We start from the raw sequence: 26,906 nt of genomic DNA, 5'->3' as shown, positions 1-26,906 counted from the left end.
GTTTTCCGCTTCGATGAACGATGCCTCAAGGCTTGGGCGGCGGCCGGAACTCCATGATTGATTCGAAAGACACCAGCCCGCGTCCCGACGCGCCCGCGTCGAAGGACCAGGGACTGGAAGAAGTGCGCCTGCGCCAGCAGGCTATCGGCGTGAAGCTGCGCCATATGTTCGACCAGGTGGTCAACGAGCCGGTCCCGGACGAATTCCTGGACATCCTGCGGCGGGCCGACGAGCGGTCGTCGACCAAGGGGGGCCAGTGAGCACCTCCAACGCGCCGCCCAAGCCGCCGTCGGCCGACGACGCGGCCTTCAAGAAGGAATTGGTGACGCTGATCCCGCATCTGCGGGCCTTCGCACGCACCCTGACCGGCGACCCCACCTCGGCGGACGACCTGGCCCAGGAAGCGATGATGAAGGCCTGGGACGCCCGGGCCAGCTATCAGATGGGCACGAACATGAAGGCCTGGACCTTCATGATCCTGCGCAACCAGTTTTATTCGGAAAAGCGCCGCTCGTGGCGTCAGACCCAGCTGGATCAGGAAGCCGCCGAGCGGACCCTGGTGGCGGTCGACGACCCCGAGGCCCCCGTCGCCCTGGACGAACTGCGTCAGGCCCTGAAGACCCTGCCCGAGGAACAACGCGAAGCCCTGATCCTCGTTGGGGCCGGGGGCTTCGCCTACGAGGAAGCGGCCGAGATCTGCCAATGCGCCGTCGGCACGGTCAAAAGCCGGGTGTCGCGCGCGCGCAAGGCGCTGCAAGCGACGCTGGAGCGGGGCGGTTACGGTCGCGACGGCAAGGCTGCCGGCGACGCCATGCGCTCGATCCTGGCGGACGCCGACAGGCTGAGCGGCGCCAGGCAGGACTGACGCATGGTGCGGTTCGGCCGCGCATTGGGACGCAAGCTGGGCCGCCCCAGCGTCCAGGGCATCCGCTTTCGCCTGGGCCTGGCCATGGCGGTGGCCCTGTTGCCGATCCTGCTGCTCAGCGCGATCCAGACCCAGGTCGAGTTTCGTCGCCAGGCAGAAGACAGCCGCATCGACCTGCAGCTGGCGGCCGAACGCAGCGCCGCGGACGCCAAGGCCCGGATCGACAGCACCGTGGTCCTGCTGCAAGCCCTGGCGCCCGAAGCGGTCGGCTTCTACTGCGAGCCGCGCCTGACGGCCCTGGTCGCCCGGCTGGACGCCATTTCCGCCCTGCGTCGCTACGGCGCGACCGGCGAGGAGGTGTGCGCGTCTCGCAGCGACGCAGCCCCCGACGCGCGCGCCGAGGTCCGCAGCCAGGCCTGGTATCAGCGCCTCCGGCGCGGCGAGGACGTGGTCATGGAGCGGGCCCCGAACGATCCGAACGCCCTCATCGTCGCCGTCCGCTCGGAGCGCCCCCTGGGCGCCTTCCAGGGCGTCATTGCGGCCGTGATCCCTCTGACGTCGCTGCAGCCCGATATTCATGATCCGGCCCTGCCGCCGGGCGCCCAGTCGGCCCTGACCGACGCCGCGGGCCATATCCTGGTCTCGACCGACCCCGCCGTCTTCAACCTGACCGGCCGGGGCGGCGGCGCCGTGGCCGACTGGGTCGCCGAGGCGCGACGGGGACGATCCTCGCTGTTCGAGAGCCGCGACGCCGAAGGCCGATCCCACGTCTACGCCGGCACCGCCCTGGCCGGGCGCGATCTGTTCGTGCTGCTGTCGGCCCCGGCGCCGGGCATCCTGTCGTGGGCGCGGTTGAATCCGATCGGCACCTTCCTCTTGCCTCTCGGGGCCTGGGCCCTGGCCTTCGCCGCCGTCATGCTGCTGTCCGAGCGGATCGTGATCCGCTGGCTCGGCTATCTGGAGCGCGTCGCCGCCATCTACGCCCGCGGCCGCTTCTCGGTCCGCCCCATCCAGGCCGAGCACGCTCCGGCCGAAATCCGCGTCCTGGCCCGCACCCTGGGGACGCTGGGCGACACCATCACCCGCCGCGACAAGGCCCTGCTCGACTCGCTGGACGAGAAGGACGCGCTGATGCGCGAGATCCACCACCGGGTGAAGAACAATCTGCAGATCATATCGTCCCTGCTGTCGATGCAGCAGAGGGCGGTCGCCGACCCGGCGGCGCGGGCCGCCCTGGGCGACACCCGCCAGCGGATCACGGCCCTGGCCCTGATCTACCGCACCCTCTACCAGAGCGAGGACATCCGCGAGGCGGACTCGCGCGCCTTCCTGACCGAGCTGGTCGGACAGCTGGTGGCCGGCGAGGCCATGCGCGGCCCGCTGGTGACGAGCTCGGTCGAGGCCGACGCCCTGGTGATCGACCCCGACAAGCTGGCGCCGGTGGCCCTGTGGCTGGTCGAGGCCGTCTCCAACGCCCAGAAGCACGCCTTCGCCGGGCGCGGCGGCGATCTGCAGGTGCGCTTCCACGTCCACGGCGACACCAGCGTGCTGGAGGTTCAGGACGACGGCCCCGGCATGGGCGAGGCGACCGCTGCGGCAGGGGTCGGCCGGACCCTGATGAGCGCCTTCGCCAAGCAGCTGCGCGGCCATGCGGAAATGGTCGAGGCGCCCGGCGGCGGCTCCATCGCCCGCCTCACCTTTGCGACCCCCGAGGCGGTGACGCCCGCCGACGCCGCCAGCTTGGCAAGAACCGCCCCGCGCCCGCCGCGTTGATTTGGGACGGGGATCGCCGCCTTCACCCGGGAGCCGCCTATGCGAAAGCTGTTCATTCTCGCCGCCGCCGCCGCCCTTCTGACCACCGCCGCCTGCAACACCGTCGCCGGCGTCGGAAAGGACACCCAGGCCGCCGGCCGGGCCGTCGAAGACGCCGCCAAGGAGGTCAAATATTAGGGTCGTGACCTCCGCCTAGGCCCAAACCAGTTCCCCGTGTCCGGCGCGGCCTTCATCAACAGATCGCGCCGGTTTGCGTCGGCGCATGACGGGCCGCGGCGCCCGCGCCGCCAGACGCCGCCGGAGCGGCAAAACCGCCGCCTCGACGCGGCGTTGCAAACGCGCCCGGATCAGCGGCAGCCGTGCATGAGCGGCGATCAGGCTGACGGCGGCGAGCACCTCCATATAGGCCAGAACGTCGCCGGCCATCAGCAAGGCCAGTTCGAACGGCAGCACCTGGATCATCAGGATCGCCCCGGCCAGCAGGACCAGGGTGCGGGCCGCGGGTCCGCTGAAGACCGCCAGGGCCTTGTCCATGACCAGGCGACGGCTGGGGCCGTGCAGGCAGCAGGTCAGACCGACCCCGGCCAGGAACAGCGGCAGCAGCGGAAACCCGCCCGCCGCCAGCCCCGGCGCCGCAACCAAGGTCGCCGTCAGCGCCAGACCAAACCAGACGGCCGTCTGGCCGTGATCGTCATTCATTCCTGTCCCCCCAAAGCGTCGCCGTACGAAGTGGGCGCCGCCTCGCCGCTGCGCAAGTTCGAATTTCGACGTTACGGCTAGCCGTTCCGCGACGTCAGGTTTAGCCTTCGCCTCGCCCCGCACAGAGGGCGACGAACTCAGGGACGAAACCCATGCGTGTCGGCGTGCCCCGCGAGATCAAGACCAATGAGCACCGGGTCGGGCTGACGCCCACGGCGGTGCGCGAATACGTCGCCCACGGCCATGAGGTGCGGATCGAGACCGGCGCAGGCCTGGGCGCGGGCTTCACCGATGGCGACTATCAAAAGGCGGGCGCCAGCATCGTCGCCGACGCTGAGACGGTTTTCGCCGACAGCGAGATGATCGTGAAGGTCAAGGAGCCGCAACCCGTCGAATGGGCGCGGCTGCGGCCCGACCACATCCTGTTCACCTATCTGCATCTGGCGCCCGATCCGGAGCAGACGAAGGGGCTGCTGGCCTCGAAATGCGCCGCCATCGCCTATGAGACGGTGACCGACAAGAACGGGGGCCTGCCGCTGCTGGCGCCCATGTCCGAGGTGGCGGGGCGGATCGCCGTCTTTTCCGCCGCCGAGACCCTGTTGAAGCACAACGGCGGCATGGGCCTGCTGTTCTGCGGCGTGCCGGGCGTGGCGCCCGCCCGCGTTCTGGTGCTGGGCGGCGGGGTCGTGGGGCTGAACGCCGCGCGCATGGCCATGGGGCTGGGGGCGGAGGTCGTGGTGCTGGAACGGTCGATCCCCCGGATGCGCGAGATCGACGAATTGACCGGCGGGCGGGTCATCACCCGCTATTCCTCCATCGGCGCCATCGAAGAGGAACTGGTCAAGGCCGACGTGGTCATCGGGGCCGTGCTGGTCCCCGGCGCCGAGGCCCCGACCCTCGTCCGTCGCGACCAACTTAAATCCATGAAACCCGGCAGCGTCCTGATCGACGTCGCCATCGACCAGGGCGGCTGTTTCGAGACCTCCAGGCCGACCACCCACCAGGACCCGACCTATGTGGTCGATGGCGTCGTCCACTACTGCGTCGCCAACATGCCGGGCGCCGCGCCCCGCACCAGCTCCGAAGCCCTGAACAACGCCACCCTGCCCTTCGGCCTGGCCCTGGCCGACAAGGGGCTGGAGGCCCTGCGCAAGGACCCGCATCTGGCGCGCGGCCTCAACGTGCTGAAGGGCGAGATCACCTATCCCGCCGTGGCCGAGGCCCTGGACCTGCCGTGGAGCGACCCGTTCGGCGTCTGGGCGCGAGGGTAGGCCGCGCCTAACTCTCCCTCCCCTTCATGGGAAGGGAGAATTCGGCCTGGCCTGTAAATCGCCGCTCTCTTGGGTCATAAGGCCGCGATGAAGTTCCTCGACCAGGCCAAGATCTACATTCGCTCGGGCGCGGGCGGCGCCGGCGCCGTCTCGTTCCGACGCGAGAAATTCATCCCCAACGGCGGACCCGACGGCGGCGACGGCGGCAAGGGCGGCGACGTCTGGATCGAGGCGGCGGACGGGCTGAACACCCTGATCGACTTCCGCTACCAGCAGCATTTCAAGGCCCAGACCGGCCACCATGGCCAGGGCCGCCAGATGCACGGCGGCAAGGGCGAGGACGTGGTCCTGCGCGTCCCCGTCGGCACCCAGGTGCTGGACGAGGACAAGGAAACCGTCCTGGTCGATCTGGACAAGGCGGGCCAACGCGTGAAGCTGCTTTCGGGCGGCAACGGCGGATGGGGCAACACCCGGTTCAAGGGTCCGACCAACCAGGCCCCGACCTTCGCCAACCCCGGTCAGGAGTTCCAGGAGCGCTGGATCTGGCTGCGGCTGAAGCTGATCGCCGACATCGGTCTGGCGGGCCTGCCCAACGCCGGCAAGTCGACCTTCCTGGCGGCGGTCTCGGCGGCGCGGCCCAAGGTGGCGGACTATCCCTTCACCACCCTGACGCCCAACCTCGGCATGGTGGACCTCAGCCCGTCCGAGCGCTTCGTCATCGCCGACATTCCCGGCCTGATCGAAGGCGCGCACGAGGGCGCGGGTCTGGGCACCCGCTTCCTGGGTCACGTCGAACGGTCGGCCAGCCTGATCCACCTGATCGACGGCACGCAGGAAGACGTGGCCGAGGCCTATCGCATCATCCGCGGCGAACTGGACGCCTATGGCGAAGGCCTGGCCGACAAGGTCGAACTGCTGGCGCTGAACAAGATCGACGCCCTGTCCCCGGAAGAGCGCGAGGAGAAGGTCGCGGAGTTGAAGGCCGCCTCCGGCAAGACCCCCTATCTGGTGTCCGGCGTTTCCGGCGAAGGCGTGACCGAACTGCTGCGCGCCGCCTGGGCCGAGGTCCGCAAGACCCGCGGCGAGATCACCGTCGAGGGCGCGGATACGATCCCCGAGACGCCGGGCGGCTGGGCGCCGTAGGCGACTTGATCCTCCCCCGTTCACGGGGGAGGGGGACCGCCGCAGGCGGTGGAGGGGGCGGCTCCAGCCGCCGACCTCCCGCCCGGCTTCCGCTCCCCGCAGCCTGAAAACCAATCTGCGTCGCCTGACCTCGCCCCCTCCACCATGCTGCGCATGGTCCCCCTCCCCCGCTTCGCAGGGGAGGATCGCTTAAGCCGATGACGGCGCCGTCGCCGCCCCCTATGTTCGCGTCATGACCGACGCGACCGCCGACACCACCGCCCGCCCCCTGACCCAGGACGGACCGCCGCCCCGGCTGTGGCTGATCGACGCCTCGGCCTATATCTTCCGCGCCTATCACGCCCTGCCGCCGTTGACGCGCAAGTCGGACGGCCTGCCTGTCGGCGCGGTGCAGGGTTACTGCAACATGTTGTGGAAGCTGATCCGCGACATGAAGGGCGAGGACGGCCCGACCCATCTGGTCGCCGTCTTCGACCACTCGGAAAAGACCTTCCGCAACACCCTCTACGATCAGTACAAGGCCCACCGCCCGCCGGCGCCTGAGGATCTGGTGCCGCAGTTCCCCCTGGTGCGGGAAGCGACCGCCGCCTTCGGCGTCCACGGGATCGAACTGCCCGGCTATGAGGCCGACGACCTGATCGCCACCTATGCCTGCAAGGTCCGCGATCTGGGCGGCGAGGCGGTGATCGTCTCGTCCGACAAGGACCTGATGCAGCTGATCGGCGACGGCGTCGTCATGTACGACCCGATGAAGGACCGGCGGCTGGACGAAGAGGCCGTGTTCGAGAAGTTCGGCGTCGCGCCGGACAAGGTGGTCGAGGTCCAGGCCCTGATCGGCGACAGCGTCGACAACGTCCCCGGCGCCCCCGGCATCGGGCCGAAGACGGCGGCCCAGCTGATCCACGAATACGGCGACCTCGACACGCTTCTGGCCCGCGCGGGCGAGATCAAGCAGCCCAAGCGGCGCGAGACCCTGATCGAGTACGCCGACCAGATCCGCCTGTCGCGCGAACTGGTCAAGCTGACCTGCGACGCCCCGGCGCCCGAGCCGGTCGAGGACTTCCTGATCCGCGATCCCGACCCGGCGGTGCTGTCCGAGTTCCTGGAGCGGATGGAGTTCCGCTCGCTGCTGCGCCGCGTCGGCGACGGCAAGGCCCCGGCCAAGGAAGGCTCGGCCTTCGCCCGCCAGCCCTCGGCCCCGGTCGCCAGCCCGCGCTACGCCCCGGCCGAGGTCGCGACGCCCGACGAGGTCCACGACTTCGACCGCGACAAGTACGAGTGCGTGCAGACGCTGGAGGATCTGGATCGCTGGATCGCTCGCGCCCGCGCCGTCGGGGTCATCGGCTTCGACACCGAGACGGACGCCCTGTCGGCCACCCACGCCGGTCTGTGCGGCGTCTCCCTCGCCGTCGGGCCGAACGAGGCCTGCTACGTCCCCCTGACCCACGACCACGAGCCGAGCGGCGACGCGTCTCTGAGCGGCGGGTTCGACTTCGGACTGGACCTGGCCGGCGGCGAGGTCCGCGAGCCGCTGACGCAGATCCACAAGCCCACCGCTCTGGAGCGGCTGAAGACCCTGCTGGAAGACCCCTCGGTGCTGAAGGTCGGCCAGAACATCAAATACGACCTCGCCGTCATGGCCCGGCGCGGCATCCGCGTGGCCCCGATCGAGGACACCATGCTGCTCAGCTACGTCTTGGAAGGCGGGCTGCACGGCCACGGCATGGACGAACTGGCGCGGCTGCATCTCGGCCACGAACCCATCCCCTTCAAGAGCGTGGCGGGCACGGGCAAGAGCCAGAAGAGCTTCATGCACGTCGAACTGCAGCCGGCGACCTGCTACGCCGCCGAGGACGCGGACGTGACGCTGCGCCTCTACAAGCTGCTGAAGCCGCGCCTGGCGAGCGAGCGCCTGACCACCGTCTATGAGACGCTGGAGCGGGGCATGCCCGCCGTCCTGGCCGACATGGAGCTGAACGGGGTGCGGGTCGATCCCGACCGTCTGCGCTCGCTGTCCTCGACCTTCGGCCAGCGCATGGCCGAGTTGGAGGAGCAGGCGCACAAGCTGGCGGGCCGCCCCTTCAACATCGGCAGCCCGCGCCAGATCGGCGAGATCCTGTTTGGCGAAATGAGCCTGCCGGGCGGCAAGAAGACCGCCAGCGGCCAGTGGGGCACCGAGGCCAGCGTGCTGGAAGACCTGGCCCTGACGCATGACCTGCCGCGCGTCATTCTGGACTGGCGCCAGCTGTCCAAGCTGAAGGGCACCTATACCGACGCCCTGGTGGCGGCGGCTGATCCGACAACCCACCGGGTGCACACCTCCTATCAACTGGCGGCGGCGACGACGGGCCGCCTGGCCTCCTCCGATCCCAACCTGCAGAACATCCCGATCCGCACCGAGACCGGCCGCCTGATCCGCCAGGCCTTCATCGCCTCGCCGGGCCATGTGCTGATCAGCGCCGACTACAGCCAGATCGAGCTGCGCCTGCTGGCCCATATCGGCGACATCCCCGAGCTGAAGCGCGCCTTCAAGGCGGGCCTCGACATTCACGCCGCCACGGCGTCCGAAATGTTCGGCGTCCCGGTCCAGGGCATGCCGTCCGAGACGCGCCGCCGGGCCAAGGCCATCAATTTCGGCATCGTCTACGGCATCTCGGCCTTCGGTCTGGCGGCCCAGCTGGGCATCGATCAGGGCGAGGCCGGGGCCTATATCAAGACCTATTTCGAGCGCTTCCCCGGCATCCGCGCCTACATGGACAAGACCAAGGCCCGGGTGAAGGAAGACGGCTTCGTCACCACCGTCTTCGGCCGCCGCATCCACATCCCGGCCATCCATTCCAAGTCGGGCGCCGAGCGTCAGTTCGGCGAGCGCGCCGCCATCAACGCCCCGATCCAGGGCGCTGCCGCCGACATCATCCGTCGCGCCATGATCCGTATGCCGCAGGCCCTGATCGAGGCGGGTCTCAAGACGCGGATGCTGCTACAGGTCCACGATGAACTGATCTTCGAAGCCCCCGAGGCCGAGGTCGAACGCGCCCTGGTCGTGGTCCGCAAGATCATGGAAGGCGCCGCCGATCCCGCCGTCGCCCTGAGCGTGCCCCTGGTGGTCGAGGCCAAGGCCGCCAGCAATTGGGACGAGGCCCACTGATCGGCCGTTGAGGTTTTCTCTCTGATCGCCGCGAACTTCTAAAAGGAACAAGCGGCGATCCCGCCTTTTCGAGGCATAAATTTCGCCTAAACCTTGACCGCTTGGAACTCTCCTCCAAGAACAAGGTTCAATTGTGAAAAAGAGTCTGCTGCGACTGTCGGTCGCCGCCATCGCCCTGACGGCGGCGGCGCCCGCCTTCGCCCAAACCGCCCCCGCTCCGGCCCAACCTGAGACGCCCGAACCCGAAGCCGCCGCGACGGTGGACGAGGTCGTCGTCACCGGCTCGCGCATCCGCCGCGTCGATCTGGAGGGCGTGGCCCCGGTCTCGGTCATCACCGGCGAGGCCATCGACACGCGCGCCTTCCGCAGCGTCTTCGACGCCCTGAGCCAGGCGACCCAGAACACCGGCTCGGTTCAGGGCGAGGACTTCGGCGCCACCTTCACCCCGGCGGCCAACGTCATCTCCCTGCGCGGCCTGGGGCCCAACCACACCCTGGTCCTGCTGAACGGGCGGCGGGTGGCGGAATATCCGTCGGCCTACAACGGCTCGGTCAATGCGGTGAACCTGGCCAACCTGCCCAACGCCGTGGTCGATCGGATCGAGGTCCTGACCGGCGGCGCCGGCGCCATCTACGGCTCGGACGCCATCGCCGGGGTGGTCAACATCAAGCTGAAGCAGAAGACCGACGGCTTCGACGCCTCGCTGCGCTACGGCGGCACGGAACAGGGCGGCGGCGACAACTGGCGCGCCCAGTTGTCCGGCGGCCGCAGCTGGGACCGTCTGGATGTGGTCGGCAGCCTGGAATACAGCCAGCGCGACGCCATCTTCTGGGGCGACCGCGAGATCAGCCAATCCTACACCCGCTACGCCGCGCCGGGCACGGTCCCGCCGGCCATGTTCTCGAACCGCAACCCGATCACCCGCGCCTATTATGATCCGCCCGCCGGCCTGTGCGAGGGCCTGGCCTCGCTGCAGGGCGGGACCATCGAGCGCGTCGTCGCGGCCAGCGGCGGCTCCTACTGCGGCAGCGACGCCTACTACAACACCCGCACGATCCAGACGCAGAAGGAGTCGGGCAACGCCTATCTGGGCCTGACCTATCACCTGAACGACGCTGCGGAGGTGTTCGGCGAGTTCCTCTACGGCAAGACCCAGGTCGACAACGTCGTGCGCTCGCTGAGCTGGAACAAGACCTTCTGGAACGAGACGGCCGGACGGCTGGAGACCTGGAACCGGGTGCTGACGCCCGAGGAGACGGGCGGCGCCTTCGGCGTCGGCAACCGCTACGACGAGGAGAACTGGAACGCGGTTCTGGGCGTACGCGGCCACGTGGGCGACTGGCGCTATGAGGCCGCCTTCAACCGTTCGGAATACGTCAGCGACCAGAGCCGGGTGCGACTGCTGACCGGGATCGACGGCTTCTTCCTGGGCGCTCGGCAGGGATCGCGCCAGGTCTCGGGCACGACCCAGCCCGTCTATGCCCCCGCCGCCAACCGCCTCTACACGCCGCTGACCCCGGCCGAGTTCGGTACGCTGGCCGGTCGCTTCACCGACCACAACACCTCGTGGCTGCAGGACTTCACCCTCTCGGTGGACGGCGACCTGTGGCAGCTGCCCGCCGGGGCTTTGCAGGCCGCCGCCGTGGTCGAGATCGGCGAGCAGGGCTACAAGAACCAGCCCGACGCGCGCCTGAACGCCGGCCTCGCCTGGAACACCAGCGGCTCGCAACCGTCAGGCGGCGAGCGCAAGCGGCAGGCGGCGGGTCTGGAGCTGCGCGTGCCCATCCTGGAGCAGCTGACCGCCACCGTGGCCGGCCGCTACGACCGCTACGAATACCGCGGCGAGTCGGTGGACAGCCCGACCTACAGCCTGGGCCTGCAGTACCGCCCGATCCCCAGCCTGCTGCTGCGCTCCAGCTATTCGACCAGCTTCCGCGCGCCGGACATGAACTACATCTTCGCCACCGAGACGCGCGGCTACTACCCCGGCGTGACGGACTATTATCAGTGCCGTCTGGAGGGGCAGGACTATTCCAGCTGCGACAACCAGTACAACATGGACTTCACGCGCGGCGGCAACGCCCAGCTGCAGCCGGAGAAGGGCAAGTCCTTCACCGCCGGCTTCGTCTGGACGCCCAGCAAGGCCTTCGACATCCAGTTCGACTATTATGATCTGGAGATCAGCCAGCAGGTGACGTCGCTGAGCGAGGACATCATCCTGCGCACCGAGGCCGACTGCCGCATCGGCCGCACGCCCAGCGGCGGCGCGGTCGATCCGACCTCGGCCCTGTGCCTCGACTATGTCGGGCGGGTGGCGCGCAATCCGGCCAATGCGGCGATCAACCCGAACCAGGTCACGCGCATCACCGTCAACCCGATCAACGCGGCCAGCGAGACCACGCGCGGTTTCGACGCCACCGTCAACGCGCGTCACGTCTTCGACCACTACGGCCTGCTGAGCGGCAGCCTGACCTACACCAGGGTTCTGGAGCACCAATATCAGCAGTTCGAGGGCGACCCGACCTTCGACTATCTGCGCGACCTATCGCGTCAGTCGGACTGGCGCGACCGGATGTCGGGCAGCGTCACCTGGGACGTCGGGCCGTGGACGACGACCCTCTACGGCGTGCGTTACGGGACCATCCCGACCAACGACTATGCCTCCGAGCGCGATCCCTACGCCGTGTTCAACGCCAGCGTCCGCTATCGCGTCAACGACAAGGCCTCGGTCTCGGTGATCATGAACAACATCGCCGACCGCTATCCCGAGGACCGCACCGGCGGATGGCCGAACTATTCCATCGGCTGGTACGACATCTACGGCCGTCAGACCTGGGTCCAGCTGGACTACAGCTTCTGACGCGACGGGAGGGGGCGGCCACGCCCCCTCCCCTTTCTCCGGCGACCGGGCTAGGCTCTCTTCACCATCGCAGGAGCCGACCATGAGCCTCGATCCCGAGATCCACGACAACGCCGAGGCCAGGCGCTACGAGCTGTCCGTGGACGGCCAGACCGCCGTGGTGCTCTACAACCTCGTCGCGGGCGGCCTGCTGATCACCGAAACCATCGTGCCGGTCCCGCTGGAGGGGCGCGGCATCGCCAGCCGGATGGCCCGGCACGTCCTGACCGACCTGAAGCAGCGCGGCCTGGTCATCCTGCCGACCTGCCCCTTCTTCGCCGGCTATCTGAAGAAGCATCCCGAGTACGCCGACGTGGTGCATCCCAGCTATCGCATCGCGCTGGGCTTGTAAGGTCGCCTCCGACGCCCGCGCCTGCTAGGGCGGGGCGATGAAGTCTTCAGATCTCGACGTCCTGATCGTCGGCGCCGGCGCGGCCGGCATGATGTGCGCCATCGAGGCGGGCAAGCGCGGCCGCCGTGTGCGCATCATCGACCACGCCCGCGCGCCGGGCGAGAAGATCCGCATCTCGGGCGGCGGCCGCTGTAACTTCACCAACCTGGGGACCAGCGGCGCCAATTTCCTCAGCGAGAATCCGCGCTTCGCCCTGTCGGCGCTGAAGCGGTTCACCCAGCACGACTTCATCAAGATGGTCGAGCGCCACGGCATCGCCTGGCACGAAAAGACTCTGGGCCAGCTGTTCTGCGACGACAGCGCCAAACAGATCATCCGCATGCTGACGGACGAGATGAAGGCGGCGGGCGTGACCCTGTCGCTGGGCCTCGGCGTCACCTCGATCAGCCGCAGCGGCGGCCGCTTCGAGGTCGCCCTGGACGACGGAACCCGCGTCTCGGCGGCGTCGCTGGTGGTGGCGACCGGCGGCAAGTCGATCCCCAAGATGGGGGCGACCGGCTGGGGCTATGAGGTGGCGCGCCAGTTCGATCTGCGCGTGACCGAGACGCGGCCCGCCCTGGTGCCGCTGACCTTCGAACCCGGGCTGCTGGAGCAGCTGACGCCGCTGGCGGGCGTGGCGGTCGACGCGATTGTCAAAGCGGCCCCAAGCAGCCCGAAGGGTGACAGGCCCAAGGAAACAAGCTTCCAAGAAGCCATGCTGTTCACGCACCGCGGTCTGTCCGGCCCGTCGATCCTGCAGATCAGTTCCTACTGGCGCGAAGGCGAGGCCATCACGGTCAACATGGCCCCCGGCGAGGACGTCGCCGCCCGGATGCTGGCGGCCAAGACCGAGAACGGCAAGCAGGCGGTGCATACGGCGCTGGGCCACATCATCCCCCGCCGTCTGGCCGAGGTCATCTGCGCCCGCGAGGGCCTGGCCGGCAAGCTGGCCGAGGTCGGGGACAAGAAGCTGCGGGCGCTGGCTGAAGCAGTCAACGCCTGGACCGTCAAGCCGGTCGGCTCGGAAGGCTATCGCACCGCCGAAGTGACCCTGGGCGGGGTCGACACCGCCGCCCTGGACCAACAGACGATGGAGGCCAGGACGGTCCCCGGTCTGTTCTTCATCGGTGAGATCGTGGACGTGACCGGCTGGCTGGGCGGCTATAATTTCCAGTGGGCCTGGTCGTCGGGCTGGGCGGCGGGGCAATCCTGCTAAGGCGGGCCCGCCGACGGGCTCGCCCTGCGGCGTCAGCGCAACTTGTGACCGCTCGTCGGGGCGCCTAGCTTCATTCTTTGCGGGACGGGCCCCTCTGGCGGCGCTTCGGCGACGTGATGTCGGACCGCATCATTCGAGGACGAGGACGCCATGCCCCTGTTGATGTGCCCCAACGACAACGCCGCCATGCAGACGCTGGACCGCAACGGCGTACAGTTCGACATGTGCCCGACCTGCCGCGGCGTCTGGCTGGATCGCGGCGAGCTGGAAAAGCTGATGGCCAGCGCGACCGAGGAAGGCCGCGCCGCCGCCCCGCAGGCCGCGCCCCAGCCGACCTATCAGCAGCCCCCGCAGCAACCGTGGGGCGGCCAGCCGCAGGCTTACCGCGAGCCCCCGCGTTACAAGGACGATCGTCACCGCGACGACGACTACGCCTACCGCAAGAAGAAGAAGCGGATGGACATCTTCGACATCTTCGACTGACGGACCGCGCGGTCTAGGCGGCCAGGCCGACCGCCTTCATCAGGGGGCGCAGCGTCTGCACCGCCTCGGGCGCCGCGCCCAGGGCCGTGCGCACCTCGGGCGCACGGAACAGCTTGATCGCTTCGGCCTTGGCGCGTTCGGCCACGGGGCCGGTCGGGCCGGTTTCGCCCGCCGCCAGCCTCAACAGGGCGGCCAGCTTCTGCGGCGCCGGCGCCGGCGCGCGGACGATCTGAGTCGTCAGCTTGGCGTCCGCCTCGACCGCGCCGCCGACCACGCCCAGGGCGGCCTCGACCGCATCGCGATCCCGCTCGGACAGGGCGGCGTTGCGCACCGCCCGCTGCAGCGTCGCCAGCGCCAGCAGCTTCTGCCCCGGGGTCTGACCCGAGGCGCGCATCTCGGTCTCGAAGCGCAGGGAGGTGACGCAAGCGTCCAGCCAACGCGCCGCCGAGCGCTTGTTGCCCCCGCCGGTGACGTTCTCACACAACCGCGTCAGCCGCTCGACCTCGCACAGGACGTTGGGACAGCCCTTGACGTAGGCGGCAACGAAGTCGGCCGTGACCAGGCTCTTGGACCGCTCGACGAAGGCGGTCTGCACCTCCTCCAACGTCAGCAGGCGCCCGGCGGTGGCCGTCAGGGTCATGGCCAGGGCGCGCAGGATGTCGATTTCGCCCTCGGGGTCGCCGGGCCGCAGACGACGCTGGCTCATCAGTTCGCGCACCACCATGCGCGCCAGCGAGGCCGCCAGCAGCGGGAATTCGCCCGCCGCCAGCCGCTCGCCCAGACGCGCCGGACCGCCCTCGACCGGCGGCACCAGGACCGCCAGCTTGGGATCATGGGCGATCAGGGCGCCGATCTCGCGCGGGGCGACCATGCGCACCACCGCCGCCAGGCTGGAGCCCTGATCCAGGGCCGGACCGAGAATCTGGGTCAGGCCGGCGCGCGATCCCAGCAACTCGCACAGCAGTTGCTCGACTGGCACCAGCACCAGGGCGCGCGGCGGGCCGTCCATCGGCGCCCGGTCGCACAGGTCCATCAGCCGATCCAGACGTGCGCGCGCGCCCTTGACGCCCTTCAGCGCCCCGGCGACCACTCCGCCCACGACGAAGGCGCGGTCGTTCGACCCGTTCAACCGATGCGCCACGTCGGCGATCGACCGCTCGGCCAGGCTGGGAAACTGATCGCGGCGTCCGGCCTGAAGCAGGCGCTCGATCGCTTGTTCGCTGAGGCGCTGATAATGGCGCACCAGATCGTGGACGGCCTGACCGCTGTTCTGGCTCTCGGGCACGGCGACCTTCTGGATCGCGTGCTGCAGTTCGACGCCCGAGGCCTCCAGCCGCTCGGCCAGATCGGGCCGGTGCAGCAGTTCGAAAGCCGTGACGCCCTGTCGGTTCAGCCAGTCCTCCAGCACCCGCCCGATCAACTCGCGGGCGTGGGGCGCATAGAGGTCCTGCACGCCGCGGCAGTTGGGACCGGCCTGGTCCTCGGCCACGACCCGCTTGCGCTTCACCTCGGGCGCGCCGCGGTTCAGGACCACCACGCTGGCGAATTCCATCGTATCGGGGTCCAGCGTCTCCTTGGTGACGCGCACGGCGCAGGCGCGGCCGTCCTTGAGCAGGTCCTCGGCCGTTTCGACCGCCTGCTTGCGGTCCTCGGTCGCCATCTCCAGCGCCCACGAGGACGGGGGCGTCTTGCGGATGTAGATCTCGTAGTGAACCGGACCGGCCATGGCGTCTTTCAGGCGTAATGCCCCGACACCCTGCGCCGCGAGGATTTAAGGCGAGGTTTCGCCCTTTCACGGCCAAGGTTGAAAGACAAGCTCTGGCGAACCATTTGCTGTGGCCGTAATGTCACCGCGATAGAATAGAACGGTTACGCTTGTCGCGCGTTTCGCCATCGACCCGCGACGACTGATCGCACGACCGCCGCCCGCACTAAGGAGAAGCCCTTGGCCAACATCACTCTGGTCGACGACGACGAGAACATTGTCGCCTCCGTGTCCCTGGCCCTGGAAAGCCACGGCCACAAGGTGACGGCCTATCACGACGGCGCCACGGGTCTGGAAGCCTTGGAGACCACGCCGCCGGATCTGGCGATCCTGGACGTGAAGATGCCGCGCATGGACGGCATGGAAGTGCTGCGCCGCCTGCGTCAGACCTCGCAGATTCCGGTCATCATGCTGACGTCCAAGGACGAGGAGATCGACGAGATCCTCGGCTTCAACCTCGGCGCCGACGACTACATCCACAAGCCCTTCAGCCAGCGACTGCTGATCGAACGGGTCAAGGCCCTGCTGCGCCGCACCGGCGCTGACGGCGGCGAGGTCGAGACCGCGGCGGAAGCCGCCGGCAAGGCGATCAAGCGCGGCAAGCTGTCGATGGACCCGGCCCGGCACGAGAGCACCTGGGAAGGGCGTCCGGTCAAGCTGACCGTCACCGAGTTCCTGCTGCTGCAGGCCCTGGCCCAGCGCCCCGGCTTCGTGAAGAGCCGCGACAGCCTGATGGACGCCGCCTACGACGATCAGGTCTATGTCGACGACCGCACCATCGACAGCCACGTCAAACGGATGCGAAAGAAGTTCCGGGTGGTCGATCCCGAGTTCGACGCGATCGAGACCCTGTATGGCGTCGGCTACCGTTACCGCGAGAGCTGAGATCGAGGACGCCCCGGCGCGGCGCCGTTTCCGCTTCGGCGGATCGCGCCTGGGCGGCTTCATTCTCGCGCTCAATCTTCTCAGCCTGCTGATCCTGTTCGGCGGCGCCCTGTTGCTGAACGAATGGCAGCGCGGCCTGATCGAAGCGCGCCAGGAATCCCTGTCGGCCCAGGCCGAGCTTCTGGCCAACGTCCTGGGCGAACTGGGCATCACGCGGGGCGAGCCCTATCCCGTCCTGAATGAGGGGGCGGCGGGTCTCTGGCTGCGCGACAACTTCATTCCGGCCGGGCAGCGCGCCCGTCTTTTCGACCTCGACGGCATCGAGGTGTCGGACAGCTACAAGGTCAGCGACGTCATTCCTGGCGAGCCCCTGCCGCCGGCCAACCCGGCCGGGACCGCGCTCGCCTCTTCCGACGCCACATTCTCTCGCATGGAGACCCGGAAACAGCGCGCCAACGCCGAGCTGTCGGCAGAGGTCGAGCGCGCCCTGCAAGGCGCGCCCCAGGCCGGCGTGCGCCGCAACGAGGACGGCGACCGCGTCGTCTCCGTCTCCCTGCCCGTTCGCCATGTGCAGCAGGTGCTTGGGGTGCTGACGCTGGAAGCCGGCGACGTGGACGAAACCCTGTCCGCCCAGCGTCGCGCCCTGACCCCCTTCGCCCTGGTGGCCCTGGCGGTGAACCTGCTGGCCTCGCTGGTGCTGCACCTGTTCGTGGCGCGGCCGGTGATGCGCCTGTCGGCGGCGGCGGACCAGGTGCGCCTGCAGCGCGCCCGCGCCATCTCCCTGCCCGACCTCGAAGACCGCAAGGACGAGATCGGCGACCTGGCCCGCGCCCTGGAATCCATGACCGACACCCTGTCAACCCGCATGGACGCCATCGAACGCTTCGCCGCCGACGTCAGCCACGAGATCAAGAACCCCCTGACCTCGATCCGCTCGGCACTGGAGACCCTGCCCCTGGTCAAGACTGACGAGCAGAGGGGGCGGCTGACCAATCTGCTGCAACAGGACGTGCGGCGCCTGGACCGGCTGATCACCGACATCTCCAACGCCTCGCGTCTGGATGCCGAACTGTCGCGCGACCGGCCGCGTCTGATCGACCTCAATGAACTGCTGGGCGACATCGTCGCCGTCTATGAGGGCGGCCAGAAGGCCGGCGAGGCGACCGTGCGCTTCGCCTCGACCGCCGAAGCGGCGCGTGTCCTGGGTCGCGACATTCCCCTGGGCCAGGTCTTCCGCAACCTGATCGACAACGCCCGCTCGTTCAGCCCGACCGACGGCGAGGTCCGCGTGCGCCTGGAACGCGACGACAGCCATGCCGACCTGCCGCTTCGCATCCGGGTCGAGGACGACGGCCCCGGCATCCCGCCCGAAAACCTCGAGACGGTGTTCGAGCGCTTCTACACCTCGCGGCCCAAGGGCACGGCCTTCGGCGCCAACTCTGGCCTGGGCCTGTCGATCGTGCGCCAGATCATCGACGCCCACGGCGGCCAGGTCCGCGCCGAAAACCGTCTCGATGAGGCCGGCGCCGTCGTCGGCGCCCGTTTCGAAGTGCTTCTGCCTCTGGCCGGACGTCGCCCATGACCGAACCGATGCAACCCCTTCACGCCACCGCCGTGGCCCGCCATACGCCCCAGGGCTGGCGCGGCGTCCTGATCCAGGGCCCCTCCGGCGTCGGCAAGAGCGATCTGGCCCTGCGCCTGATCGGCCAGGGCTGGCGGCTGGTGGCCGACGACTGGACGCATCTCTGGTCCAGCGAAGACGCCCTCTACGGCTCGGCGCCCGTCGCAATCGCCGGTCGGATTGAAGTGCGCGGCCTGGGCATCGTCGCCGCCCCCGTCCAGCCCCTCGCCCGCATCGTCATGGCCGTGGCCTGCACCCACGCCCCCATCGAGCGCCTGCCCGAGCCCGCCGTCTGGACCTGGCAGGGCGTGACGATTCCGCAACTGCAGCTCGATCCTCGGCCGGCGTCGGCGGGTCAGGTCGTCGCAACCGCGCTCGCCGCTCTTTGAACCGGCGCGCGATTGGCCTATGAAGGCCGGCTTGCAGATCAGTCGGGACGCCTCATGGACGTCCGCTGAGAGCAGAAGCGCGGGGCGGATTGTCTTGGTGAAGCCTTCATGATCGGGCTGGTGATCGTCACCCACGGGGGCCTGGCCTCTGAATTCCTGGCGGCGATGGAGCACGTGGTCGGCCCTCAAAGGGGCGTGGCCGCGATCTGCATCGGCCCCGAAGACGACATGGAGCGGCGCCGCCGCGACATCGTCGATGCGGCCGCCGCCGTGAACGACGGCGACGGCGTGATCCTGTTGACCGACATGTTCGGCGGCACGCCCTCCAACCTGGCCATTTCCGTGATGGAGCAGACCCACGCCGAGGTCATCGCCGGGCTGAACCTGCCCATGCTGATCAAGCTGGCCAGCGTGCGCGGACGCGAAACTCTGGAAACCTGCGTCGCCCATGCGCAGGACGCCGGGCGCAAATACATCTCGGTGGCGTCCTGGGTTCTGGCGGGCGAGAAATGAGCGACGCTCCCATTCAGATCACCGTCGGCATCTGCAACCAGCGCGGCCTGCACGCCCGCGCCTCGGCCAAGTTCGTCAAGCTGGCGTCCAGCTTCGAGTCCGAGATCCGCGTCACGCGCGACGGCGTCACCGTGGACGCCCGCTCGATCATGGGCCTGCTGATGCTGGGCGCCGGCATCGGCTGCGGCGTCGACATCGAGGCCGAGGGCGCCGATGCGGCCGAAGCCCTCGAGGCGCTCAGCGACCTGGTCGCCCGCAAGTTCGACGAGGACCAGTAAGGCCCTCGTCCTTGAGCCGCCCCAAGGCGTGCTTCAGGGCGTCTCGGTGATCAGCAGGGTGGCGTTGGCCGTGCCGCCGCCGAAGGTGCCGATCCACACGTCGTAGGTGCCGCTGCGCGGCTTGTCGAAGCGCACCTGGGCGTCGCCGTCGCCATAGCTGTCGTCGTCGCAGGACCACTCGCCGTCCGGGCCGTTGATGATCAGGGTCGTATCCACCGACGACAGGGTGCGGAACACCAGCGGCAGGCGGCCCGCCTCATAGGTCACTTCGAAATCCGGCGCATCGGCGACATTGCCGACACAGGCCGACGGCAGGGGCGTGTCGGCATAGGCGTCGATCGCGCCCCCGGCCGTCACCGAGACGCGATAGGGATCCGGGGTGAATCCGGCGCGCAGGACGATCTCGCCATAGGTGGCGGTCTTGCTGGAATCCTGGGCCAGAGCGACCGAAGAGGCCGACATCAGGGTCAGGGCGACCGCGCCCGCGAACAGCACGTTTCTCATGGCTTTCTCCCGCCTGGCCCCACAGCCAGGCTCCACATCGCCAGTGGTGCGCCGCCCCTCGTTAACCGTCAAGGCGCCGCAAGCGAGACACAAAAAAGTCACATTCTGGCCTGGATTGACGCCCGCCCCCGAGCGCCCGCCGTCAGACGTCGACGGCGGCGTCCAGGGCGTTGTCCTGGATGAACTCGCGGCGGGGTTCGACCACGTCGCCCATCAGCTTGGCGAACAGGTCGTCGGCGTCGTCGCCGTGCTCGACCTTGACCTGCAGCAGGGTGCGGGCGTTGACGTCCAGCGTCGTCTCCCACAACTGCTCGGGGTTCATCTCGCCCAGACCCTTGTAGCGCTGGATGGCCATGCCCTTCTTGCCGGCGTCCAGCACGGCGTTCAGCAGGTCCAGAGGCCCGCGGATCGTCGTGGTCTTGTCCTTGCGGCGATAGACGGCGGGCTTGTCGAACAGACCTTCGAAGGTCGCGGCGCGTTCGGCCAGACGCCGCGCGTCCAGCGAGCGGCCCAGTTGTTCGTCTAGGACGATGGTCTCGCTGACGGCGCGGCGGACGCGGCTGAACACCACTCCGCCCTGCTCGGCGCGCGCGCCCGACCAGGGGCCGTCGCCTTCTTCGGCATAGAGGTTCAAGCGCTCGGCGGCGCTTGCGGCGCGCGCCTCCAGCTCGCCGCTCTCGGTGAACAGGCCGGCCAGGGCGCCCTGCTCGATGGCGAAGGCGGGCGCCCGCGCCGACAGACGATCGACCAGGGCCTTGAAGGCCTTGGCCTCGCGCACCAGGGCCTGCAGGTCCAGACCCATGCGGCGCTCGCCGCCGGCCAGATCCAGCTCGGCGTCGGCGCAGCCTTCCTCGATCAGGTAGGAGTCCATCTCCGCCTGGTCCTTGACGTAGCGGTGCTGCTTGCCCTTCGAGACCTTATAGAGCGGCGGCTGGGCGATATAGACGTGGCCGCGCTCGATCAGCTCCGGCATCTGACGATAGAAGAAGGTCAGCAGCAGGGTGCGGATGTGGGCGCCGTCGACGTCGGCGTCGGCCATCAGGATGATCTTGTGATAGCGCAGCTTGTCGGCGTTGAAGTCATCGCGGCCGATGCCGGTGCCCAGAGCCAGGATCAGCGTGCCGATCAGCTCCGACGACAGCATCCGGTCAAAGCGCGCGCGCTCGACGTTCAGGATCTTGCCGCGCAGGGGCAGGACGGCCTGGTTCTCGCGGTTGCGCGCCTGCTTGGCCGAGCCGCCTGCGGAATCGCCCTCGACGATGAACAGTTCGGACTTGGCCGGATCGCGTTCCTGACAATCGGCCAGCTTGCCGGGCAGGCTCGAGATCTCCAGCGCCGACTTGCGCCGCGTCAGGTCGCGCGCCTTGCGGGCGGCTTCCCGCGCCGAGGCGGCTTCGATGATCTTGGACACGATCATCTTGGCTTCGACGGGGTGTTCCTCGAACCATTCGGCCAGGCCTTCCGAGCACAGGTTCTCGACCGCCGGGCGCACCTCGGAGGAGACCAGCTTGTCCTTGGTCTGCGAGCTGAACTTGGGGTCCGGCACCTTGACCGACAGGACGCAGGTCAAGCCTTCGCGGGCGTCCTCGCCGGTCGGCGCGACCTTCTCCTTCTTGGCCAGGCCCGAGCTTTCGATATAGGCGCCCATGACGCGGGTCAGGCTGGCGCGGAAGGCCGACAGGTGGGTGCCCCCATCCCGCTGCGGGATGTTGTTGGTGAAGCACAGCATGGTCTCGTGGTAGCTGTCGTTCCACCACAGGGCCAGGTCCAGCTCAATGCCGTCCTTCTGGCCGCGAATGACGATGACGTCCTTCAGGATCGGGGTCTTGGACTTGTCGAGGTGGCGCACGAAGGCTTCGACGCCGCCCTCATAGTGCAGCATGATCTCGACCGGCTCGGCGCCGCGATGGTCCGACAGCTTGATGACCACGCCCGAGTTGAGGAAGGCCAGCTCGCGCAGGCGGTGCTCCAGCGTCTTCAGGTCGAAGTCGATGTGGCTGAAGGTGGTGACGGAGGGGTAGAAGGTGACTTCGGTGCCGCTCAGCGGCTGCCCGGCCTTTTCGCCGTCGGTGCGGATCGGGGCGTCGCCGACGACCTCCAGCGACTTGACCGTGTCGCCGCGCTCGAAGCGCATGTGGTGCTTCTTGCCCTCGCGATAGATGACCAGTTCCAGATAGTCCGACAGGGCGTTGACCACGGACACGCCCACGCCGTGCAGGCCGCCGGATACCTTGTAGGAGTTCTGGTCAAACTTACCGCCGGCGTGCAGCTGGGTCATGATGACCTCGGCCGCCGAGACGCCTTCGCCCTCGTGGATGCCGGTCGGAATGCCGCGCCCGTTGTCGGTGACGGTGACGCTGCCGTCCTCGTTCAGGATGACCTGGACCAGGTCGGCGTGACCGGCCAGGGCCTCGTCGATGGCGTTGTCGACCACCTCGTAGACCATGTGGTGCAGGCCGGAGCCGTCGTCGGTGTCGCCGATATACATGCCGGGGCGCTTGCGCACCGCGTCCAGGCCTTTGAGAACCTTGATGGAATCAGCGCCGTATTCCGGCGAGGCGTCAGTCTGGTCGGTCATGAAAACGTCGGCTCAGGGTCCGCGGACGGACAGGGAAAAGACGGCGCTTCCGCCGCCCGCGTCAGGTCGCAATTCAACGCGCCCCGACGTCGATAACATATAGGAAATTCGGAGAGAAAAGCGAGCCTTTAGGGTCAGGTCGACAGGCCGCCGCCCTCGACCGAAACGAACTGCGCCCGCCCCTCCAGCGCGGCGAACAGGCTGCGTTCCGTGCCGGTCATGAAGGCCTGCAGACCCAGGGCCTCGATCTCGTCGAACAGGGCGGCGCGACGGACCTCGTCGAGGTGGGCCGGGGCCTCGTCCAGCAGCAGGACGGGCTGGGCCCTCTGCCCCGCCAGACGCCCGACCTGGGCCAGGATCAGGTTCAGCACCAGGGCCTTCTGCTCGCCGGACGACCCTTCGGCGGCGGGCCGGTTTTTCTCGCGATGAAGCGCCGTCAGGTCGGAACGGTGCGGCCCGAACAGGGAGCGTCCGGCGGCGGCGTCACGCGCCCGCGCCCGCACGAACCCCTCGCCCAGCATCCCCACGATGTCCGCCTCGTCCGCGCCCGCCGCCGCCATTTCTTCCGCCGCTCCGGTCAGGCCCAGGTCGGCCTGGGGGAAGGGCCGGTCGTTGCGCGCGTCGATGCCCGCCTGCAGCGCGCTCAGCGCCCGCGTTCGCGCCGTCGCCGCCCGCGCCCCGGCCTCGGACAGCCGCGCTTCCAGGGCATCGAGCCACAGGGGATCGGCGGGCTTGCCTTCGGCCCCGTCGGTCAGCAGCTTCAGCCGCTCGCGCAGGGCTTTTTCATAGGTCGAGACCGTCGCCGCATGGTCAGGATCAGCGGCGAAGACCAGCCGGTCGAAGAAGCGTAAGCGCGCCGCCCGCGCGTCGGAAAACAGCCGGTCCTGCTCGGGCGTGGCCCAGACCGGACGCAGATGGTCCAGCAACCGCCCAGGCGGCGCCGTCTCGCCGTCGATCCGGACGATGCGCCGCGCGGCGCCCGGCGTCTGCACGCCCGTCCCTAGGCGGACTTCCTCACCCGCCTCGTCCAGGGTAACCATGACGGCCCAGGCCCGGCCTGTGGCCTCGCCCGGCTCGCGCCGCCCCATCTCCTGCGCCGTCGCCCCGCGCAGCCCCTTGCCGGGGGTCAAGAGGCTGATGGCCTCCAGCAGATTGGTCTTGCCCGCCCCGTTCGGCCCATGCAGCACCACGGCCCCGCCGGACACCGCCAGGCTGGCGCTCGCATAGGAACGGAAGTCGGTAAGGGCGAGGGAGCGGATCATGCGTCGATCAGCAGATACACCGATTTGGCGAGCAGAGGCCGAAGAAGAAACCGCTCACCCCGGCGGACGCCGGGGTCCAGTGAGAGCCCAAGCGCTCAATGCTTGAAGCCAAGGAACTGGATCCCGGCGTCCGCCGGGATGAACGGAGGGTAGGTTCAGCCCGCTTCATCAAAGCAATGTCGGAAGCAGATCATCCCAACCCGGGTTCATCCGTTCGATCAGGTCGAGCTTCCATTCGCGCCGCCATTCCTTGATCTGGCGCTCACGGCGAAAAGCCTCGTCGCGCGTTCCGTGGTGCTCATACCAGACCAGGCGGGAAACCCCGATGCTCGACGACCCGCTTCAACAGGTCGTCGGTCGAGCCGGTGTAGAGGACGCCGTTGCGGCGACCGGCCAGGATGTAGGTGTAGAAATACATCCAACCTCCCGGCGCGGCTCTCACTGGACCCCGGCGTCCGCCGGGGTGAGCGGTTCTTTCTGGCCCTACACCCGCAGCGGCATCAGCACGTACTGCACGCCCACGTCGGCCGGGTCGAGGACCAGGGTCGGGCTGGCCGGGTCGGCGAATTTGAAGTGGGCGGTCTCGCCGGTGATCTGGCCGGCGACGTCCAGCAGGTAGCGGGCGTTGAAGCCGATTTCGAAGGGTTCTTCGGAATAGCCGATCTCGACCTCTTCCTCGGCCTGGCCGGCTTCCATGTTGCGGACGGTCAGCTTCACCCGGTCGTTGTCGAAGGCCAGCTTCACCGAGCGGCTCTTTTCGGCCGAGATGGTGGCCACGCGGTCGACGGCCTTGGCGAACAGGGCGTTGTCGATGTCGGCCTGCTTGTCGTTGCCCTTGGGTATGACGCGAAGATAGTCGGGGAAGGCGCCGTCGATGACCTTGGAGGTCAGGCTGGCCTGGCCGAACTCGAAGCGGATCTTCTGGGCCGAGACCTGGACCTCGACCGGACCATTGCCGTCGTCCAGCAGGCGGCGGACCTGATCCACCGTCTTGCGCGGCACGATGACGCCGGGACCGCCGGCCGCGCCTTCCGGCGCCGGGGTCTCGGCCAGGGCCAGACGGTGGCCGTCGGTGGCCACGGCGCGCAGCAGCGGAATCCCACCGTCGGCCACGGTGTGCAGATAGAGGCCGTTCAGATAATAGCGCGTCTCTTCGGTCGAGACGGCGAAGCGGGTCTTGTCGATCAGCCGGGCCAGATCTTCCTTGGGCAGGCTGTAGCGCGCGCCCGTGGATTCCGTCGACATGACCGGGAAGTCGCCGGCCGGCAGGACCGGCAGGTTGAACTTGGACCGCCCCGCCGAGACCACCAGGCGCGGATCGTCGCCCGAATAGGTCAGCGAGACCTCGGCGCCGTCCGGCAGCTTCTTGACGATTTCATACAGGGTGTGGGCCGGGGCCGTGATCTGGCCCTCGACATTCACCTGGGCCTCGGCTTCGTCCACCATCTCCATGTCGAGATCGGTGGCGGCGAAGGACAGGCGGTCGCGCCCGGCGCTCAGCAGCACGTTCGACAGGATCGGAATGGTGTTGCGGCGCTCGACCACGCTCTGAACGTGCCCGAGGGCCTTCAGGAGCGCGGAACGTTCGATGGTCAGCTGCATGTGGTCTCGCCCGGGCCGCGACGCCTTTATCAGCGTCGCCGTAAGGATGGGCTGGAACACTAGCGCATTGAGCGGCGGGGGCAACGGGGGGCCGACATCCTGCGACGTCTGCCCCCGCTATCCACAGGCGCTCCGTGGATGAACCTTAGCCGCGCAGCTTGCGCGTCAGGGCCTCGACGTCGCGCGCGATCTGCTCTTCCTTCGGCATCAGCTCCTCGATCTTGCGCACGCCGTGCAGGACGGTCGTGTGATCGCGTCCGCCGAAGCGACGGCCGATGTCGGGATAGGAGCGGGTCGTGTGCTGCTTGCACAGGTACATGGCGATCTGGCGCGGGCGGGCGATGGCGCGGGTGCGACGCTCGCTCAGCAGATCAGCCTGCTTCAGGCTGAAGTGGTCGGCGACCGTCTTCTGGATCTCGTCCACCGTGATGCGGCGCTCGGGCCCGCCGCGCAGGGCGACGCCTAGCAGGCTCTGGGCCTCGTCCACGCTCAGGGCCGACAGGCGGGCGCCGGCGACGGCGGCCAGGGTGTTCACGGCGCCTTCCAGCTCCCGCATCGAGCCGGGAGTGCGGTCGACCAGATGCTCCAGCACGTCCGCACGGGCCTCGCCCGAGACGACGCCCAGCTTGGCCAGGGCGTTCAGACGCGACTGGGCCACGGCGATCTTCAGCGTGCGGTCGGCGGCTTCGACCGGGCAGGTCAGGCCGGCGGCCAGGTGGCTGCGCAGACGCGGCTCCACGTCGGTCAAGGCGGTCGGGGCGCGGTCGGCCGACAGAACGATGCGTTTGCCGTCCTCGATCAGCGAGGTCAGGGTGTTGAGCAGCTCTTCCTGGGTCGAGGTCTTGCCGCCGACGAACTGGACGTCGTCCAGCAGCAGCATATCGGCCGAGCGCAGGCTTTCCTTGAAGGCCGCGGTCGAGCGGTCCTGCATGGCGCGCACGAAGGTCGAGAGGAAGCGCTCGGCGGTCAGATAGACCACCTTGGCGTCGGGGCGCAGGCGCTGCGCCTCCCAGGCGATGGCGTTCAGCAGGTGGGTCTTGCCGTAGCCGTAGGGGCCGCAGAAGAAGACCGGGTTGAAATGGCCGTCGGCCCAGCTGGCCACCTGCTTGGCGATGGCGAGGGCGAAGGCGTTGCCCTGGCCTTCGACGAAGCTGTCGAAGGTCAGGCGTTCCTGCAGGCCGGCGGCGCGGACGGCGCGGGCGCCGTCGGTCGAGGGGGCGAAGGTCGAGGCGGCCATGGCCGAGGCCGGAGCCATAGCCGAAGAGGGGGCGACCACGCCGCCCACCGAGGCCAGGCGCGGGGCCTCGCCGGCGGGGAAGGCGGTGGCCGGGGCGGGCGAGCCCACCTCGGCGCGGCAACGCACGTCCAGGCGGCGCGACAGGCCGTCCAGGCCCAGCCACAGCTCGTTCATGCGACGCAGGGCGTTCTTGCGCACCCAGTCGCGGGCATAGGCGGTCGGCGTCACCAGGATCAGGTTGCCGTTCGCATCCAGACGCACGGCCGAGGGCGCGATATAGCTGCTGAAGGGCCCGTCGCCGATCTCGGTCTTCAGGCGGCCAGCCGCCTCGGTCCAGATACGGTCAGGATCCGTCATGCCCGTCATTAGTGCGCCCCCGATCAT

General features: G+C 68.8%; 24 protein-coding genes. 16 read left to right on the top strand and 8 right to left on the bottom strand.

Going from position 1 to position 26,906, the window contains the following annotated elements:
* The first annotated feature begins 53 nt into the window (after window positions 1-53).
* The 4 genes from nepR to AC3IS2_RS00105 are packed head-to-tail and all read left to right on the top strand — an operon-like array spanning window position 54 to window position 2,815.
* The gene (gene nepR, locus AC3IS2_RS00120) at window positions 54-260 is read left to right on the top strand and encodes an anti-sigma T factor NepR (RefSeq protein WP_489198646.1); all 207 of its coding nucleotides are present in this window, start codon (window positions 54-56) and stop codon (window positions 258-260) included.
* Window positions 257-865, top strand: coding sequence for a sigma-70 family RNA polymerase sigma factor (locus tag AC3IS2_RS00115; RefSeq protein ID WP_489198644.1), 609 nt, complete (start codon window positions 257-259; stop codon window positions 863-865). The genes nepR and AC3IS2_RS00115 overlap by 4 nt, the downstream gene beginning before the upstream one ends.
* A 3-nt stretch (window positions 866-868) precedes the next feature.
* Entirely contained in the window at window positions 869-2,638 is a 1,770-nt protein-coding gene (phyK, locus tag AC3IS2_RS00110; RefSeq protein WP_489198643.1) for a sensor histidine kinase PhyK, read from the top strand.
* Window positions 2,639-2,677: 39 nt separating this feature from the next.
* Window positions 2,678-2,815 (top strand): entericidin A/B family lipoprotein, encoded by a 138-nt coding sequence (locus tag AC3IS2_RS00105; RefSeq protein WP_489198642.1) that lies wholly within the window; start codon window positions 2,678-2,680, stop codon window positions 2,813-2,815.
* Between the two features lie 15 nt (window positions 2,816-2,830).
* Here the strand turns inward: AC3IS2_RS00105 and AC3IS2_RS00100 are convergent, their stop codons facing one another.
* Window positions 2,831-3,337, bottom strand: coding sequence for a hypothetical protein (locus AC3IS2_RS00100; RefSeq protein WP_489198641.1), 507 nt, complete (start codon window positions 3,335-3,337; stop codon window positions 2,831-2,833).
* A 152-nt stretch (window positions 3,338-3,489) separates the two neighbouring features.
* Here AC3IS2_RS00100 and ald point away from each other — a divergent pair, with 152 nt between their 5' ends.
* The 7 genes from ald to AC3IS2_RS00065 all read left to right on the top strand — a co-directional run bounded on the left by ald (window position 3,490) and on the right by AC3IS2_RS00065 (window position 13,888).
* Window positions 3,490-4,608, top strand: coding sequence for an alanine dehydrogenase (gene ald / locus AC3IS2_RS00095; RefSeq protein WP_489198640.1), 1,119 nt, complete (start codon window positions 3,490-3,492; stop codon window positions 4,606-4,608).
* An 87-nt stretch (window positions 4,609-4,695) separates the two neighbouring features.
* Window positions 4,696-5,751 carry a GTPase ObgE gene (gene obgE, locus AC3IS2_RS00090; RefSeq protein ID WP_489198639.1) on the top strand — a complete coding sequence of 352 codons (1,056 nt, stop codon included), beginning with the start codon at window positions 4,696-4,698 and terminating at the stop codon, window positions 5,749-5,751.
* Window positions 5,752-5,983: 232 nt separating this feature from the next.
* Window positions 5,984-8,899, top strand: a complete 2,916-nt coding sequence (gene polA / locus AC3IS2_RS00085) for a DNA polymerase I (protein ID WP_489198638.1) — start codon at window positions 5,984-5,986, stop codon at window positions 8,897-8,899.
* A 133-nt stretch (window positions 8,900-9,032) separates the two neighbouring features.
* Entirely contained in the window at window positions 9,033-11,759 is a 2,727-nt protein-coding gene (locus AC3IS2_RS00080; protein ID WP_489198637.1) for a TonB-dependent receptor plug domain-containing protein, read from the top strand.
* An 82-nt stretch (window positions 11,760-11,841) separates the two neighbouring features.
* Window positions 11,842-12,150, top strand: a complete 309-nt coding sequence (locus tag AC3IS2_RS00075) for a GNAT family N-acetyltransferase (protein WP_489198636.1) — start codon at window positions 11,842-11,844, stop codon at window positions 12,148-12,150.
* A 37-nt stretch (window positions 12,151-12,187) separates the two neighbouring features.
* Window positions 12,188-13,405, top strand: coding sequence for a BaiN/RdsA family NAD(P)/FAD-dependent oxidoreductase (locus AC3IS2_RS00070; protein ID WP_489198635.1), 1,218 nt, complete (start codon window positions 12,188-12,190; stop codon window positions 13,403-13,405).
* Window positions 13,406-13,555: 150 nt separating this feature from the next.
* Complete coding sequence (locus AC3IS2_RS00065) at window positions 13,556-13,888, top strand: TFIIB-type zinc ribbon-containing protein (protein WP_489198634.1); 333 nt, start codon at window positions 13,556-13,558, stop codon at window positions 13,886-13,888.
* Between the two features lie 13 nt (window positions 13,889-13,901).
* Here AC3IS2_RS00065 and AC3IS2_RS00060 read toward each other — a convergent pair whose 3' ends face one another.
* Window positions 13,902-15,614: a hypothetical protein gene (locus tag AC3IS2_RS00060; RefSeq protein WP_489198633.1), complete on the bottom strand. Its 1,713-nt coding sequence runs from the start codon at window positions 15,612-15,614 to the stop codon at window positions 13,902-13,904.
* Window positions 15,615-15,833: 219 nt separating this feature from the next.
* On the opposite strand from AC3IS2_RS00060, the gene chvI reads away from it, so the two are divergent.
* From chvI to AC3IS2_RS00035, 5 genes are all read left to right on the top strand, one after another.
* Window positions 15,834-16,538, top strand: coding sequence for a two-component response regulator ChvI (gene chvI, locus AC3IS2_RS00055; protein WP_489198632.1), 705 nt, complete (start codon window positions 15,834-15,836; stop codon window positions 16,536-16,538).
* Window positions 16,507-18,120, top strand: coding sequence for a two-component sensor histidine kinase ChvG (gene chvG, locus AC3IS2_RS00050; protein ID WP_489198631.1), 1,614 nt, complete (start codon window positions 16,507-16,509; stop codon window positions 18,118-18,120). The genes chvI and chvG overlap by 32 nt, the downstream gene beginning before the upstream one ends.
* Complete coding sequence (locus AC3IS2_RS00045) at window positions 18,117-18,548, top strand: HPr kinase/phosphorylase (RefSeq protein WP_489198630.1); 432 nt, start codon at window positions 18,117-18,119, stop codon at window positions 18,546-18,548. Before chvG ends, AC3IS2_RS00045 begins: the two co-directional genes overlap by 4 nt.
* A gap of 108 nt (window positions 18,549-18,656) precedes the next feature.
* The gene (locus AC3IS2_RS00040) at window positions 18,657-19,061 is read left to right on the top strand and encodes a PTS sugar transporter subunit IIA (RefSeq protein WP_184266786.1); all 405 of its coding nucleotides are present in this window, start codon (window positions 18,657-18,659) and stop codon (window positions 19,059-19,061) included.
* Entirely contained in the window at window positions 19,058-19,339 is a 282-nt protein-coding gene (locus tag AC3IS2_RS00035; protein WP_489198629.1) for an HPr family phosphocarrier protein, read from the top strand. The genes AC3IS2_RS00040 and AC3IS2_RS00035 overlap by 4 nt, the downstream gene beginning before the upstream one ends.
* Before the next feature lie 33 nt (window positions 19,340-19,372).
* Here AC3IS2_RS00035 and AC3IS2_RS00030 read toward each other — a convergent pair whose 3' ends face one another.
* From AC3IS2_RS00030 to dnaA, 6 genes are all read right to left on the bottom strand, one after another.
* Complete coding sequence (locus AC3IS2_RS00030; protein ID WP_489198628.1) at window positions 19,373-19,843, bottom strand: 5-oxoprolinase subunit C family protein; 471 nt, start codon at window positions 19,841-19,843, stop codon at window positions 19,373-19,375.
* A 142-nt stretch (window positions 19,844-19,985) separates the two neighbouring features.
* Window positions 19,986-22,421, bottom strand: a complete 2,436-nt coding sequence (gene gyrB / locus AC3IS2_RS00025; RefSeq protein ID WP_489198627.1) for a DNA topoisomerase (ATP-hydrolyzing) subunit B — start codon at window positions 22,419-22,421, stop codon at window positions 19,986-19,988.
* A 134-nt stretch (window positions 22,422-22,555) separates the two neighbouring features.
* A complete protein-coding gene (recF, locus tag AC3IS2_RS00020; RefSeq protein WP_489198626.1) occupies window positions 22,556-23,683 on the bottom strand; it encodes a DNA replication/repair protein RecF in 1,128 nt (375 codons plus the stop codon).
* 298 nt (window positions 23,684-23,981) lie between these two features.
* The gene (locus tag AC3IS2_RS00015; protein WP_489198625.1) at window positions 23,982-24,101 is read right to left on the bottom strand and encodes a GIY-YIG nuclease family protein; all 120 of its coding nucleotides are present in this window, start codon (window positions 24,099-24,101) and stop codon (window positions 23,982-23,984) included.
* Window positions 24,102-24,166: 65 nt separating this feature from the next.
* On the bottom strand, window positions 24,167-25,285 hold the full coding sequence (gene dnaN / locus AC3IS2_RS00010) for a DNA polymerase III subunit beta (protein ID WP_489198624.1): 1,119 nt from the start codon (window positions 25,283-25,285) through the stop codon (window positions 24,167-24,169).
* Between the two features lie 145 nt (window positions 25,286-25,430).
* Window positions 25,431-26,879, bottom strand: coding sequence for a chromosomal replication initiator protein DnaA (gene dnaA, locus AC3IS2_RS00005; RefSeq protein ID WP_489198623.1), 1,449 nt, complete (start codon window positions 26,877-26,879; stop codon window positions 25,431-25,433).
* Between the last annotated feature and the right edge of the window lie 27 nt (window positions 26,880-26,906).

This window comes from Brevundimonas sp. KH_025 (genome assembly GCF_057839885.1).
The sequence above is the reverse complement of the archived record's forward strand: the minus strand, read 5'-3'. Positions and strand labels throughout refer to the sequence as shown.